Here is a 15,572-nt window from a genome sequence, read left to right as displayed (position 1 = left end):
ATCATGCAGAGCAAATCAAACGTATTTGGAAAGAAAGTTTAGGTCGATATGGTGTGCGTAAGGTCTGGCAACAATTGAAACGTGAAGGTTATGTTATCGCACGTTGTACAGTTGCTCGATTGATGCAAAAGCTAGGTATACAAGGTGTTTGGCGTGGGAAGAATAAACAAACCACCCGCAGCCGAGATGATCAAAAACGAGCAGATGATTTAGTGAAATGGAATTTTAGTGCTGATCGACCTGACCCTTGCGAAGCAATGCTTCTCAGGTCAGTGACTTTACGTATATTCAAACCAATTCTGGCTGGGTCTACACCGCCTTTATTATTGATGTGTTCTCGCGAGCAATTGTTGGATGGAAAGTATCAACACGGATGAATACAGATATGGTACTTGATGCACTGGAGCAAGCATTGCATGATCGAGGCATGCCAAAGAATGTGATTCATCATTCCGACAGAGGAGTGCAATATCTTTCCATTCGCTATACCAATCGTTTAGAAGCAGCAAATTTACGAGCATCAGTCGGTACAACGGGTGATTCATACGATAATGCTTTGGCTGAAACGGTGAATGGCTTATACAAAACAGAGGTGATTGAATATCTAAAAGCAGATTGGCAAGGTTTAGCGGATGTACAACTTGCGACACTAAACTGGGTAGATTGGTTCAATAAAAAGCGTGTACACAGTGCACTGGGTTATGTATCGCCTTTTGAATTTGAAGCAATGTACTATGATAAGATTAAACCGTTAGGTCAAGTGGCCTAACTTAAATAAAAAGTCTCCGACAAACCCGGTACGGTTCAGCAAATCAATAAAATGCCAGATACTCCTTGCTTATTGCTGAATATTGCAGGAACGGGGAGTGGTAAAACCAGAATGAACCTGCGTGCAGCATGTATATTAAGACCGAATGATCCACGCCTTGCCATTGCACTGAATCTTCGCTCATTAACGTTACAGACTGGTGATGCACTTAAAAGCTCCATGAATCTGTCGGATGATGAAATTGCCGTGATTATTGGTGATCATGTCAGCCAAAAGTTATTTAATGAAAGTCGTGCAAATGCGTCTGTGGCTGATGAAGATGAAAATTTACCAGAACCTGTATTTGATGCTTATGCATAGGATCAAGACTTACCACAGTGGTTGCATCCTCTATTTACTAAAATAGTCAAAGGAAAAAGGGGAGTAGATAAAGTTGCTCAAAATGTTTTAGCCTCGCCTTTATTGGTATCCACGATTGATTATTTAATCGCGGCAGGCGAACCACACCGACAAGGGCATCATGTTAAAGCATTGCTCAGAATTATGAGCAGTGACCTGATTTTAGATGAAATTGATGGTTATGAACCTAAATCATTAATCGCTGTATTGCGTTTAGTCCAATTGGCTGCAATGTATGATCGTCATGTCATTTGTTCATCTGCAACGCTTTCAGCAACAGTCGCAGATAGCATTTACCGCGCTTTTGAATCAGGAGTCGAGCTTCGCGCAGCCTTATATAAGGAACCACAAAAATTTATTGCAGCGATTGCAGACAATGAATTGAAGCCTAAAATACTGGTACAAAAAAGCCATGAACCATCAGTATTTAATCAGGTTTATCAACAGCATTTAGATGAGTTGCAGCACGTTCTTACGGTTAAAGCAGAACAGCCATATCGTTTGGCACGTTTAGCCAGTATTGAAAATCCTTCTGTTGATCAATGGAAAAGGACGATTTTGGAGCAGACAGAAGCTCTACATCAACAACATCGATGGTCACTTAAAAAACAGGACAAAAAACTTTCATTTGGTTTAATCCGTGTGGCAAATATCAAACATGCTATTGATTTAGCAAAGCATTTATCAGGCCGACTACCACATGCACAGATTGCTTGTTACCATGCTCATGATTGGCTAATTTCACGATTCCACAAAGAAAAACGACTCGACTTTTTGCTCACGCGGCATAAAAATGGCACAAAACGTCCAACGGGAAATGAACATATTTATACGGATGAAGAGATATTAAGTATCGTTCGGACCTCTAACTCTATAGATATTCCATTGATTGTGATTGCAACGCCTGTAGAAGAAGTTGGGCGCGATCATGATTTTGACTGGGCGATTATTGATGCTTCAAGTGTGCAGTCGATAGTTCAGACAGCAGGGCGTGTTAATCGACATCGCTTAAATATTGTGCAACATCCCAACATTGTAATTCCACAATTTAACTATAAATACTGTGCAAATAAAGATAGAACTCAGCCAAAAAAGCAGGCGGTATTTAATCGGCCTGGTTATGAAGGTTATGTGGACACCAAAAAACAATATAAATCGCAAGATTTATCGCAACTTTTGCCTTGGTCTAATAATGAACTGGTGGTTGATGCCAGACTTAGATTCAATGCCAATACCTGCGACTTTACAAAATATGATGATGAACAAATTCAAAAGTTTAATCAGGACTTTTTTGCTTCAGAAGGTGAACAACTCTTTTCTAATATTCAGGTGAATGCAGCTTTGCTAACGGAACAGTTATATAAAGATACATGTCTAAGAGATATGCAAAATCAGGAAGTATATAGCTTTGATGTTGAGGATGATGAATTATCTATTTATCAGCATTTTCCAGATTCCGTAGAACTGAATATTCAGACTGGAAAATATGAGCAAGCTGTTAAAAGTGTCACTTTTAATATTGAACCAGCTCCTGATAATGCTTGGTTGAGTTTATCACCTGCGCAACTCAAGGAGCTAACATTAGAGTATGGGCTTGCAGTGCAAGAGGGATGTAAGTTGTCTTTGTCTGTTTATAATGACCAAAGCCCGCAGTGGATATACCATCTTGGGTTCGGGGTTTATCACTGATCTGTTATTGATTAAATTTTATATGTATTTCCAGATTGCTTTTGATTAAATCGGATGGTTTATATTCAATTCAATAAATGAATATTATGCTCAATCCTATTTTGGATCATTTGGAGAGTTTCAGATCTAATTTGTTCAGGTAATAGATCATGAGCAATCTTCGTAAATCGGCTGGCAACTTCGCAAATTGAGTTAATCATTTCATCAACCTCTTGAATAGAAAGCTCTGCTTCCTGAATGCCCAGTTTGACAATGGCAGACCGAGTAATATCCAGTGCTTCACCCATAATATCCATTTGATGATATCCACCTGGGCCTTCACAGAAAGTAACGTCGTAGGCTGGGGCGAGTTTCCATTGTCCATTTTGAGACATTAAAAACGAAAAGTTTTTGCAATGATCATCTCGATTATTGAACACCACATTGAAAACAGCGCGCTTGAATGCAATCGCTTTTTCGCGAATATCATTGGTACAAAAGTGTGTAGCACGAAGAAAGTTGCTGTAGTCTAAACTCCCAGGTGATTTAAAATCAGCCCCTGTAAAGGCAGCTAAACTTTGCATAGGGATGCGCATGCCATCGCAGCGGTCAAATCTTTTTGAGGCAAATGCAGTTAGGCCATTCGGAAGAGTGAAGTATTGGGTGTCTGGGGTGTCAATATGACAATGACGCAAACATTCTGCATAAACAGTTTCAATTGCACAAACTTCAGGATGCTCTTGCTGAGCGGGAAATTTGATCAGCCAAGCTTCATGTTGATGTGAGTGAACTGTTGAGAATTCATTAGTGACAGGATCACGATAAACAAGTGCTTTTGGCCTTGCACCTTGTGGAGACCCGCCCATAATTAATAAATGCTGTAAAAATTCGGCACCTTCTCCTTTGAGAACTTCCTGAACTTCTTGAGCGAGTCTTAGCAATGGAATATTTTCAGCTAATGTTAACTCGGATGCTGAAGGTTCAAAGGATAATGCCCCCATTGCATGTGTACTAATATACGTGAGGCGTTCTAAAGGCCCAACTCGTGCTGGATTAAGTCCATTTTTTTTAAATAAGCGATCCATCAGGAGCATGCCCCAGCCATCGGGTAAGGCATCGTATATAGGGCCTGGTAATCCCATTTGATGTGCAGGAAAGTTCTTTCTTAATGGGTCACCTTTTAGCGGAAGTAGGTAAGATGAAAGCTCTAAACCTTTACTAATTGCTTCTGCGCTGTATTCAAAAGCAATCAATGGTCGACCTGTGATTGCAGTTGAGGAAACTAGTGTGCCCCAAAGCCAATATTCGCCCCATCCATTGTAGTAAACATCAAGTTTTTTGAGCATGGATTCATTTCCTTTTCATACGTTGGCGAGCCGTATTACTCTCATAGCGGAGCATGTCATCTACACTATTTAAATGTGGTTTGAAAAGTTCCTCTAATTCTTTTAATCGGCCGAGCACCATGGCAACACGTACTAAATTTTCAAATGAAACATTTCGACCAGCTTCTAGATTAGATACAGTATTCACACCAATACCCGCACGCGCAGCAACATCTGCCTGAGTCATTTCCAGATAAAGGCGTTCTTTACGAAGCCTCTCACATAATAAAGCAACAACTTCTTCAGGTTTTTTGAATATTAAATCCATAATATTGTGTTTTACATTGTGATATCACCATTAAAACACAAAAAAATGGATTTATGAAATTATGCCAGTTGGTCGATAATGAGATGCTTGATTGGCTGATGAGATTCTATTGGATTAAAGAAATCTAATGATTTTAATGCATTTATTTTTTGCAACTACCTACGAATATGTCGTATTTGGGGCCCGAAACTGTGAAATAAAAGATAATAAAGAAAGTATGATTGGGGATAACATAATATAAAATCAATAAAAAAGCCTCAATCTTTCGATTGAGGCTTTTTGAATTTGGAGCGGGAAACGAGACTCGAACTCGCGACCCCAACCTTGGCAAGGTTGTGCTCTACCAACTGAGCTATTCCCGCATGCGGTGTATAATACATGATGCAAAAATAGGGTCAATCATTTTTTGCATGTCATTGTACTGACTGAATAAATAAACAACATTTTTGGAAAATAGTGCGGTTAAATGACTTAGGTTGTTTGTTTTATAAAAGTTTTCATTGTCTGCAAAAATATTAATATCACTTACAATGCGCTGCAGCTATGCGAAAAATAAAAGCATCAGACATAAAAAATCCGCAGTACTAAATTTCTAAAAATGAAGCCGACTGCGGATTTTTTAGGTGATTCAAAATAATTTTATTAAATTTAAATCATTGAATTTAATCAACATTATTCCACTGTTACGCTTTTTGCCAAGTTTCTAGGCTGGTCGACATCTGTACCACGTAAAACCGCCACATGATAAGACAACAACTGCACAGGAATGCTATACACAATTGGCGCAAGCAACGCGCTGACTTGCGGTACATAAACCACATGCTGACGCTCTTTATCTGCAGGAATGCCGCTGTGTTCATCTGCAAATACAAACAGCTCACCACCACGTGCCTGTACTTCTTCCATATTGGATTTCAGTTTATCCAGCATGTCATCTTGCGGTGCTAAAATCACCACAGGCATGTCATTGTCTACCAATGCCAATGGGCCGTGCTTTAATTCACCCGCAGCATAACCTTCTGCGTGAATATATGAAATTTCTTTCAGTTTCAAAGCACCTTCCAAGGCAATTGGGAATTGTGTGCCACGACCCAAGAACAAGCAGTGATTTTTCTCTACAAACAATTCAGACAAACGTAAAATTGCCGTATCATTTTGCAAAGTATCTAAAATCACTTTTGGTGTGTGCCATAAGCCTGCAATAATTTCAGCTGTTTCTGTCGCTGCAATTGCATTTTTCACCTGACCAATTTTGAGCACCAATAGCATTAATGCTGCCAATTGTGTCGTAAAGGCTTTGGTCGATGCCACACCAATTTCAGGGCCTGCGAGTGTCAACAAACTATGATTGGTTTCACGCACCATAGATGAAGTTGCCACGTTACAAATGGTCATGGTGCTAATATTTAAGCCTTTTGCAGCAGCACGTTTTTGCGTATCACGTAAAGCAGCTAAAGTATCTGCAGTTTCACCAGATTGTGAAATGCACACATACAATGTGTTATTCACAATGACTGGGGTGCGATAACGGTATTCGCTGGCAATTTCCACATGACATGGCAAGTTAATTAGCTGTTCAAACCAGTATTTTGCAATCATCCCTGCATGGTAGCTGGTACCGCAGGCAATAATCTGTACCTGTTGGATGTTGGCAAAATCAAGTTCAGCATCTTTCAGGAAATCTTCACGTAAAGCGTTGCCATTTAATGCTTGTGAAATGGTTTGTTGAATTGCTTCAGGCTGCTCATAAATTTCTTTGAGCATGTAGTGTTTATATTCACCCTTCGATGCATTGCTTACAGTTGCATCCAACTCTTTTACAGGGCGTTCAACCGTTTGACCGTTTACAAAAACTTCAATGCTGTCGCGAGTTAAGCGTGCGATATCACCTTCTTCCAAATACATAAAACGGTTGGTGATCGGCAATAACGCCAATTGGTCTGAACTGATAAAGTTTTCGCCAATACCGACACCAATCACCAAAGGAGAACCTTCACGTACCGTGATCAATTCATCTGGATAATCGGTATGGATAATTCCCAGAGCATAAGCACCTTTCAGTTGAGGCACGACTTGCTGTACCGCAACCAATAAATTCGGTGCAGTTTTAAGAGCATGGTTGACCAAGTGCGCAACCACTTCAGTATCCGTTTGAGAGCTGAACATATAGCCTAAAGCTTCTAGCTCATCTTTCAGTTCTTGATAATTTTCGATAATACCGTTGTGTACGACAGCAACATTGCCAGAAATATGCGGATGTGCATTGTTTTCTGTCGGTTTGCCATGTGTTGCCCAACGTGTATGGGCAATACCGAGTGAACCTGTGACTTGAGAATCTAGTACTGCTTGCTCAAGATTTGCTACTTTACCGACACGACGCTCACGCAAGACCTGACCTTGACTAATCAATGCCAAACCTGCGGAATCATAACCGCGATATTCTAAACGCTTTAAACCTTCAATGAGGATATTGGTAATACTACGTTCTGCAACGCCACCGACAATACCGCACATAGGAACTTCCTCTTATTTTTTCAATTTCTGTGGACGTTGATAATTTTCTTTAGTGAACTGTTTAGAACGTTCCACAGCTAAACACTGTTCTGCAACATCACGGGTAATGGTCGAGCCTGCGCCTACCGTTGCACCATTGGCAATGGTGACAGGTGCAACCAATGAACTATTTGAACCAATAAAGACTTGGTCACCAATAATGGTTTTAAATTTATTGGCACCATCATAATTGCAAGTAATCGTACCTGCACCAATATTGCTGCCTGCACCCACTTCGGCATCACCTAAGTAGGTAAAGTGGTTGGCTTTGGAGCCTAAACCAATTTGACTGTTTTTCACTTCAACAAAGTTGCCAATATGCACTTCATTGGCCAATACCGCACCCGGACGTAAACGTGAGAATGGACCAATTTGCGCAGCTTCACCTACAACCGCTTGGTCAAATACGCTATACGGCTGAACTTTAGTGCCCGCAGCAATTTTGGTGTTTTTGAGGATACAACCTGCACCAATTTCTACGCCATCACCCAGTTCGCAATCGCCTTCAATAATTACGTTAATATCAATGCGAACGTCTTTACCTGCAGTGAGATTACCACGTAAATCAAAACGGGTTGGGTCAATTAAATGCACACCTTGTTGCATGAGTTGCTTGGCTTGGAAGTTCTGGAACTCGCGTTCTAATGCAGCCAATTGCACACGGTCATTCACGCCTTCTACTTCAAAAGCCAGTTGAGGTTCTACCGATGCAACTTCTAAACCATCGGCAATTGCCATCGCCACAATATCGGTCAGGTAATATTCACCCTGCGCATTGTTATTGCTCAGTTTTGGCAGCCATTCATGTAATTTGGCATTGCTGACACAGTAAATACCCGTGTTAATTTCCTGAATTTGACGCTGGGCTTCAGACGCATCTTTATGTTCAACAATCGCTTGAATTTTACCGTTTTCACGTACAATACGACCATAACCCGTGGCATCAGCAAGGGTAAGTGTCACCAAGCCAATTTGGGTTTCACGTGAAACATCGAGTAGCTTTTGTAAAGTTTGCTCTGTAATACAAGGTACATCTCCCGATAAAATCAGTGATACACCTTCACGTGGTAAAACAGGCAAAGTCACTTTGACTGCGTGACCTGTGCCCAACTGTTCAGCTTGTTCGACCCACTGTACCTGTTCATGCGCAAACGCATTTTGCACCAAAGCACCGCCATGACCGTAAATGGTAATTATATGATCTGCTTGTAATTTTTTTGCGGTATTAATCACGTGACCCAAGAGTGGGCGTCCTGCAAGAGGTTGTAATACTTTTGGTAAATTTGAACGCATGCGCGTGCCTTTACCTGCTGCAAGAATAATCACGGTGGTAGACATGTTGAATCCTAGTGATGGCTAAACCAAAGTAAAAGATAAATAAATATAAATACATAATGCGGCCCAAAGACCCGCAATAATATCGTCCAGCATGATGCCAAAACCACCTTCGACCTGACGATCAATGACACGTATTGGCCAAGGTTTCCACACATCAAATAGTCGGAATAGGGCAAAACCCACAATTACCCAGACCCAGCTGATTTGATTGATAAAAATCAGGGGTAAAAAGGTAATCGATTGTCCTGCAAATTCATCCCAAACAATACGACCATCATCATGTACGCCCATAACCTGTGCAGTACGTCCACAGATATATATGCCAACGAGGGACATGATGGCAATGGCAAAAAGGCTTGGAATGAAACCAAGCGCGAACCAAATGGGAATGAACAGTAGGGCAAAGGCCGAACCAAAGGTACCGGGAGCTTTGGGTAGTAGACCTGAACCGAAGCCAACACCACAGCATACAATCAGTCGGTCAGTCCAAGACATGGCTTTGAAATTAATCGCGGGTTTTTGCAAAGTGTTGGTATCCATGAAAATGAAGTGAACGATCTACGCCATTCTGTTCAAAGCTTAAGCGGTTTTGATTGTTAATTTTGCCAATAATATGAATAGGGGTATTCAGCGGTTTTTGCAAAAGCTGCTGATAATTTTGTGGGCTTATTGTAAAGCATAACTCATAGTCATCGCCACCTGCCAAGGCATATTGCCACTGCTTTTGTTGTGGTAATTCGGTTAATGCAGCATCTATAGGCAGTTGGCTGAGTTCAATACAAGCACCGACCTGAGAGGCTTTGAGAATATGCCCTAAATCTTGTGCCAAGCCATCTGAAACATCAATCATGCTTGAAGCCAGACCTTTGAGTTGTTGTCCAAGTTGACAACGTGGTGTTGGGTAGTCGAGACGTTGTTTTAAAGGATGATCGAGATGATCTAAACCAAAAGCGGCATCACCGACTTGTCCGCTGACGCAAATATAATCACCGACTTGCGCGCCTGAACGTGGAATGGCATGTCCTTGTTCAATCCAGCCTAAGGCGGTAACGGAAATGGTGAGATGCGGGCTTTGTGTGGTATCTCCACCAATTAAACTTACCCCAAATTGATCGCAACAATCATGTAAACCCTGACTAAACCCTTTGAGCCAGTCGTGATCAATTTGGGGTAGGCTCAATGCCAATAATATACTGTGTGGGGTGGCACCCATGGCGGCAATGTCAGATAAATTGACCGCAACCGATTTCCAACCAATCGCATGTGGGTTGGTATCGAGGGGGAAATGTCGTCCAGCGACTAAAGTGTCGGCACAAATGACCAATTGTTGTTGCGGCGGAGGGGTGAGCAGAGCTGAGTCATCACCGACACCTAAATCGACTGCATCGGGACGCGGTCTGTTGAAATAGGTCTCAATAATGGAAAACTCAGCCATACAACAATCGACTCAATACTTTGAATTAGTTGCTTTGTTGCTTTTCTGCTGCACGTAAGCTGTTGGCAAGACGGTCTAATACACCATTGATGTATTTGTGGCTGTCTGCACCACCAAAGTGTTTTGCCAATTCAATCGCTTCATCCAATACCACACGGTATGGAATTTCCAGATGTTGTTCTAACTCATAAGCACCTAAACGTAAGGTGGCGAGTTCAACACCATCGAGGGCTTGAATGTCACGATCAAGAACAGGCACCAGTAATGCATCCAATGCTTCATGATTGGCAACCACTTGAGTCAACAATTCATGATAATAGCCGAGATCCACTTTGTGCATGGCATTTTCCACACGGGTACGTGCTTCAATTTCATGTACTGGATTGTGGCTCATCTGCCATTCATAAATACCTTGCACAGCAAAACGACGTGCTTTACGTTTTGCTGCATAAGTTGCTTGAAGTGTTTGCGACATAGCGTTAAATAGCCTTTAACAAGTTAACCATTTCAATTGCAGTTAAGGCAGCTTCACTTCCTTTATTACCTGCTTTTGTTCCAGAGCGTTCAATTGCTTGTTCAATACTATCCGTAGTCAATACACCGTTAATCACAGGTAAGCCAGTATCTAAACCAACCACACCTAAGCCTTTGGCACATTCACCTGCAACAAAGTCAAAGTGTGGAGTGCTACCGCGAATCACTGCGCCGAGTGCAATAATGGCATCATAACCATTCGATGCAGCTAATTTTTTAGCCACAACAGGAAGTTCCCAAGCGCCTGGTGCATGAACAACGGTGATATTATCCTCTGATACGCCATGACGTTTCAATGTGTCAATTGCGCCATCAAGCAAATGCTCAACCACAAAACTATTAAAACGACCGACTAAAATCGCATAACGGCCTTCGCTAGCGAGATGTAATAAACCTTCAATACGGCGAATTGCCATAGCAACCTCGATTATTTCTCTGATGTTGGATCTGCGGTGATATATTCCACCACTTCTAAGTTAAAGCCTGATAAAGCATTGAAACGTAATGGTGAGCTGAGTAGCTTCATTTTTTCAACGCCTAAATCACGTAAAATTTGTGCACCCACGCCAATGGTTTGGTATTGCTGTGACAATGCAGCATTGGCTTTGCCTTGTTTCGGGGATTTAAGGCTGTCTAGAGCAGGGCCCAAGTCTTGCAATTGAGCTTGACCAATCCAGACCAAAACACCACGTTCACTGTTGGCAATTTCTTTTAAAGCACGGTCTAAATTCCAAGTTGCCGAACCATCTGCTTTTTTCAGCTTCAGCAAATCACGGGTTGGATTAAAACCATGCACACGTACTGTGGTAACGCCTTCTTTCGGCTCGCCTTTGACCAATGCCAAGTGAATGTCTGGGTTCCCCAGTTCACGGTAGCGATATAAGTCAAAAGTACCATATTCGGTGTCGATGCTTTGCTGATCCAAACGCTCTACAGTTTGTTCATTGGTCATGCGATAGTGGATTAAATCGGCAATAGTACCAATTTTTAACCCGTGCTTTTCAGCAAAAATTTCTAAATCTGGACGACGCGCCATCGTGCCGTCTTCATTGATGATTTCACAAATTACCGATGCAGGCTCTAAACCTGCCAAACGGGCAAGATCACAACCTGCTTCGGTATGTCCTGCACGGTGCAATACACCACCTGGCTGTGCCATGAGTGGGAAAATATGCCCAGGCTGAACAATATCGGCAGGCTTGGCATGTGCAGCGACAGCGGTTTGAATGGTATGCGCACGTTCTGCGGCAGAAATACCCGTGGTAATGCCTTCAGCAGCTTCAATCGACAAAGTAAAGTTCGTACCGTGTTGTGCACCATTGGCATCAACCATTAACGGTAGGTTTAATTGCTGGCAACGGTCACGACTTAAGGTTAAGCAAACAAGACCACGCGCGTGTGTGATCATGAAGTTGATATCTTCAGGGCGAACGTGGGTTGCGGCAATGACTAAATCACCTTCATTTTCACGATCTTCATCATCCATGAGGATGACCATTTTTCCTGCACGGATATCTGCTACAAGCTCTTCGACAGTATTGAGCGGCATCAACCTTCACCTTCTTATTTGTCTGAAACGACATTGAATGAGAGAGATGCATAGTCTAACGGTTTTTTACCTGTTTTGCCTATGCTTATCATTTTCATTGCGTGACTTATGGTTATACACAGTGTCATCAGGCTTGAAAAGAGGCGAAAATAAGGATTTGCTGCGTTGCTGTAGATTGTTTAGGCCATTAAGATGAAATGCAAAATCTGTGAAAAATAAAACTGTAGAGGGCATAGGATATTATCGCCCTCATTCTCGCCTTCACTTGAGCCCAGTTGGGTTTTGGGAGAAGGCAAGAATCAGAGATGAGATAATTCATTAAATTCAGGTATAAGAGAATTTCTGTTTAGCGCTCACGTAAGGCTTCTTTGGCTTTGTTGAATGGTTTGATCAGATATTCCAACACCGTTTTTTCACCCGTTTTAATATCGACTGTTGCGACCATGCCTGGGGTATATCAAACGCTTGTCCTGCTTTGTTGCTGAGTTTGTCTGAATCGGTACGGATATAAACCCTTATCTTGGGATATTTTCTATTTCATATTACATCTTGTTTTGAGCGTTTTGGTTGTAAAATAAAACTGATTAAAAAATCCACAAAATGATCAACCTTTTTGACTGAGCGCTGAAAACATAAAAAATAAACGCTTTTCTGTGATTAATTGCACAATAAATGCAAAAAAGTCATGTCTTGCATATCCTTAATTGTCTTTGTGTGGTTAGAATATAACAACTGTGCCCAAGATCTCTCACGTCTGTTATGAATATATTAATCGTTGATGATCATCCGCTGTTTCGCCATGCCTTAATTCAGGCGGTTCGTTATAGCTTACCGCAAGCTCAAATTCATGAAACTGCTGCAGTTAATGAATTGTACGAACGTTTGGAAAATGGACCTGAGCCTGATCTTGTTTTATTGGACTTGAATTTACCAGGGGCATCGGGCTTTTCTGCATTGGTGCATGTGCGTGCGCAATATCCATCTATCCCAATTATTGTGGTGTCCGCTCACGAAGAAGCATCGATTATTCAACGTTCAATTGCGCATGGGGCGATGGGTTATATCCCAAAATCGGCACATCCGAGCCATATTGGTGAAGCAATTCGTCAAGTTTTAGAAGGTGAGATTTGGTTGCCGCCAAACTTGGCTGCGAATGTTAACTTTGACCCTCGCGCTGCAGATGAAACAGCTTTGGCTGAACGTATTCAGTCTTTAACACCACAGCAATTCCGTGTATTGATGATGGTGGCAGAAGGTTTGTTGAATAAGCAAATTGCCTATGAATTAGATGTTTCTGAAGCGACGATTAAAGCGCATGTGACCGCAATTTTCCGTAAATTGGGTGTGCAAAATCGTACTCAGGCGGTATTGGCAATCAATGCGTTAAATATTGAAGAAAAGAAAATGTAAGATGTGACTGATCTGTAAAAGATGAGTTTAAAACCGCTGTGTTGATCTGGAAGATTGAGCAGCGGTTTTTTTATTGGGTGGGTGGTTGGCTGATTATGACCTTTTTAAAAAGCTAATTCGCTTTAGGATGTGACATTTAGCGTTCAGGTTGTTGATGTGCTTAAAACCTAAAAGGAATATTGTCTTATTCCTTTAGCTGTATGGCATAAACATATTCAGGCTTTCATGTCGATAAAACTGACAAAAATCGACATGAGAGAGTTGTCATGTCGATGACATAAACATATTCAGGTTGTCATGTCGATAAAATGGGTAAAAATCAACATGAGCTGAATAGCTATCAGTCTAATGCAGGCGATATGCTTCTTTCAGATTCTTAGGCTTTGATTGTATCTGTACCCATAAATCCAATAGTGTGAAGTTGTCCGCAGCGGGAAAACCCGCCACTAATAAGAAATACATAGAAGGACGAATATATTTTAATAGTAATAGATGAATGGTGATTTGAATAAATCATACCTAAGTGAGTAGGGGGCTTCCCCCTATATGGGTTCAACTTTTAGAATTCACGATAACCAAGCCCGCCAGCCGTGATATGTGCTAGATTTCGATCATAGGTAATTATTTGGCTTTCTTTTCCGATGGTTTTATTTTTCTGACTTGAGCATCTGTAAGCATTGCAATGATTCCACAGAATTGGGGGTATAGTTTTGGGGGTAATTTATTATACCCCTAGTTATACCCCCAACAAGATCAAGCTTGCAATAGATAAAGTAGATTGCATTAGACATAAAAAAAGCTTAAACCCTTTAGATTTAAGCTTTTTAAGATCACATGAGACTTCATGAGAATAATGTTTGGCGGGAAAGAGGGATTCAAATTATTTAATTAAGTAATTGTATTTAAATATATAAATGGTGATGTATTTTGCTTTATACCAAGAAAAATACCAACAAAAAAACAAAGTATACCTAAAATTTATCTCTCTTATTGACGGATTATGAGGGGTTTATACATGTCCGTATTGACTAAAGGTCCCCAGATTATTTTTATGTGGATTGGATCTGTGTACCTGATGAATATCAGCAGTATGCTCTCCAGTGATCCTAGGAAAGCTTTACCTTTTGAATTAGTTCTAGACGTATATTAACCTATAAATTTAGTATTAATTTTAAGGGAGAAAAACGATTTTTTTGACGTCGATTATATTGGGTTTCACTCAATAGTTTTTATGGATTACAGTCGAAAAAGAGACCTGATAGTCTTGTTTGTACTTTTGGTTGTTTTTTATACGTGGACTATGTTACTACATCAAAAAAATGCTGTTACCACATCAAAACGATATGCCTTATGCGATGTTTCGTCCAAATAAAAAATATAACTTTATGTCGATATTCTTAGCGAGTTATCTTAGTTGGATTGCTCATTCAAAGCGAGCAGCTTGTATATTTTGACCATGCAAAAACATTGCTCACTACCCCCGACCAACTAGAGCAGGACTATATGCCCAATGACAACACAGGGGCAGCATTTAATGCTTGGTTATCTATGCCATGCGAATTTATACACAGTTGAGAATTGAACAATGCCAAACGTGAACAAAGCAATCGTGATGGGTGTGTTAGGTCGTGACCCTGAAACTAAGAACTTTCCCAACGGCGGTAGCGTTACCAATTTTAGCGTGGCGACTACTGACCACTGGAAAGACAAGACCACTGGAGAGCGCAAAGAATCTACAGAATGGCATAGAATCAGCACCAACAACCGTTTAGCCGAGATTGCTAGTCAATACCTCAAGAAAGGCAGCAAGGTTTATATTGAGGGCAGCTTGCGTACAAGGAAGTGGAAAGACCAAAGCGGTGCAGATCGGGAAGTCACAGAGATAAAGGCTGATGTTCTGCAATTGCTATGATGCACTTCACTTTCCGACCAACTGCAAAGCAAGTGAGCAGTAAACTGTTTTATAATTGATGTAGAAAAATCGCTGTAGTTTTTAGTTTTGCCCATACTCCCCAGTATGGGTATTTTTTTGGCTGTAATTCAGCATTCAAGTATTACTTGATAACTGGAGTCACTAGCTATCATGGAAATAGTGACAGTTGAATAAATTGCTTTAGATCGGCATAGAGAGGTGGTTCCACTTGTTTGAACAACTAAAAGCGTATTTATAAGTGATATTCCGCTCTAGTTAAGCCACCTTGTTTTGTTGGGGTAGCTGATCATAGTAAAACTCATTTGGTGTCATTTTGTCTAGACTCGAATGA

At 41.0% G+C, this 15,572-nt stretch carries 11 protein-coding genes, 1 tRNA gene and 3 pseudogenes; 4 read left to right on the top strand and 11 right to left on the bottom strand.

Annotated elements, in window-relative coordinates; genetic code table 11:
- A pseudogene (locus FTV52_RS13305) lies at positions 1-769 on the top strand (IS3 family transposase); the annotation flags it as partial.
- A gap of 36 nt (positions 770-805) precedes the next feature.
- Positions 806-2,857 (top strand): annotated as a pseudogene (gene cas3f, locus FTV52_RS13295) (type I-F CRISPR-associated helicase Cas3f); the annotation flags it as partial.
- Between the two features lie 65 nt (positions 2,858-2,922).
- Here the strand turns inward: cas3f and FTV52_RS13290 are convergent.
- The 11 genes and pseudogenes from FTV52_RS13290 to FTV52_RS13240 form a co-directional block, all read right to left on the bottom strand.
- On the bottom strand, positions 2,923-4,182 hold the full coding sequence (locus FTV52_RS13290; protein ID WP_131261189.1) for a type II toxin-antitoxin system HipA family toxin: 1,260 nt from the start codon (positions 4,180-4,182) through the stop codon (positions 2,923-2,925).
- Between the two features lie 4 nt (positions 4,183-4,186).
- Positions 4,187-4,489 (bottom strand): helix-turn-helix transcriptional regulator, encoded by a 303-nt coding sequence (locus tag FTV52_RS13285; protein WP_179990973.1) that lies wholly within the window; start codon positions 4,487-4,489, stop codon positions 4,187-4,189.
- A 286-nt stretch (positions 4,490-4,775) separates the two neighbouring features.
- A tRNA-Gly gene (locus FTV52_RS13280) sits at positions 4,776-4,851 on the bottom strand.
- 310 nt (positions 4,852-5,161) lie between these two features.
- A complete protein-coding gene (glmS, locus tag FTV52_RS13275) occupies positions 5,162-7,003 on the bottom strand; it encodes a glutamine--fructose-6-phosphate transaminase (isomerizing) (protein WP_179990972.1) in 1,842 nt (613 codons plus the stop codon).
- Between the two features lie 12 nt (positions 7,004-7,015).
- Entirely contained in the window at positions 7,016-8,380 is a 1,365-nt protein-coding gene (glmU, locus tag FTV52_RS13270) for a bifunctional UDP-N-acetylglucosamine diphosphorylase/glucosamine-1-phosphate N-acetyltransferase GlmU (RefSeq protein ID WP_096902632.1), read from the bottom strand.
- A gap of 18 nt (positions 8,381-8,398) precedes the next feature.
- On the bottom strand, positions 8,399-8,920 hold the full coding sequence (locus FTV52_RS13265) for a phosphatidylglycerophosphatase A (RefSeq protein ID WP_131260658.1): 522 nt from the start codon (positions 8,918-8,920) through the stop codon (positions 8,399-8,401).
- Complete coding sequence (gene thiL, locus FTV52_RS13260; protein WP_004974348.1) at positions 8,886-9,815, bottom strand: thiamine-phosphate kinase; 930 nt, start codon at positions 9,813-9,815, stop codon at positions 8,886-8,888. Before thiL ends, FTV52_RS13265 begins: the two co-directional genes overlap by 35 nt.
- Positions 9,816-9,840: 25 nt before the next feature.
- On the bottom strand, positions 9,841-10,290 hold the full coding sequence (gene nusB, locus FTV52_RS13255; RefSeq protein ID WP_004974349.1) for a transcription antitermination factor NusB: 450 nt from the start codon (positions 10,288-10,290) through the stop codon (positions 9,841-9,843).
- 4 nt (positions 10,291-10,294) lie between these two features.
- Positions 10,295-10,765 (bottom strand): 6,7-dimethyl-8-ribityllumazine synthase, encoded by a 471-nt coding sequence (ribE, locus tag FTV52_RS13250; protein WP_004974350.1) that lies wholly within the window; start codon positions 10,763-10,765, stop codon positions 10,295-10,297.
- An 11-nt stretch (positions 10,766-10,776) separates the two neighbouring features.
- On the bottom strand, positions 10,777-11,898 hold the full coding sequence (gene ribBA, locus FTV52_RS13245) for a bifunctional 3,4-dihydroxy-2-butanone-4-phosphate synthase/GTP cyclohydrolase II (RefSeq protein WP_096902634.1): 1,122 nt from the start codon (positions 11,896-11,898) through the stop codon (positions 10,777-10,779).
- Positions 11,899-12,244: 346 nt separating this feature from the next.
- Positions 12,245-12,414, bottom strand: a pseudogene (locus tag FTV52_RS13240) (secretion protein HlyD); the annotation flags it as partial.
- Between the two features lie 243 nt (positions 12,415-12,657).
- Here FTV52_RS13240 and FTV52_RS13235 point away from each other — a divergent pair.
- Both FTV52_RS13235 and ssb read left to right on the top strand, forming a co-directional pair.
- Positions 12,658-13,308 carry a response regulator transcription factor gene (locus FTV52_RS13235; RefSeq protein ID WP_004974358.1) on the top strand — a complete coding sequence of 217 codons (651 nt, stop codon included), beginning with the start codon at positions 12,658-12,660 and terminating at the stop codon, positions 13,306-13,308.
- A 1,585-nt stretch (positions 13,309-14,893) separates the two neighbouring features.
- The gene (ssb, locus tag FTV52_RS13230; RefSeq protein WP_179990971.1) at positions 14,894-15,220 is read left to right on the top strand and encodes a single-stranded DNA-binding protein; all 327 of its coding nucleotides are present in this window, start codon (positions 14,894-14,896) and stop codon (positions 15,218-15,220) included.
- Positions 15,221-15,572: the final 352 nt, after the last annotated feature.

It is taken from the genome of Acinetobacter sp. YH1901141 (genome assembly GCF_013416935.1).
In the GTDB taxonomy this organism is placed as follows: domain Bacteria; phylum Pseudomonadota; class Gammaproteobacteria; order Pseudomonadales; family Moraxellaceae; genus Acinetobacter; species Acinetobacter towneri.
Note: the sequence above shows the minus strand (reverse complement) of the source record. Positions and strands in the feature narration are given on the sequence as shown.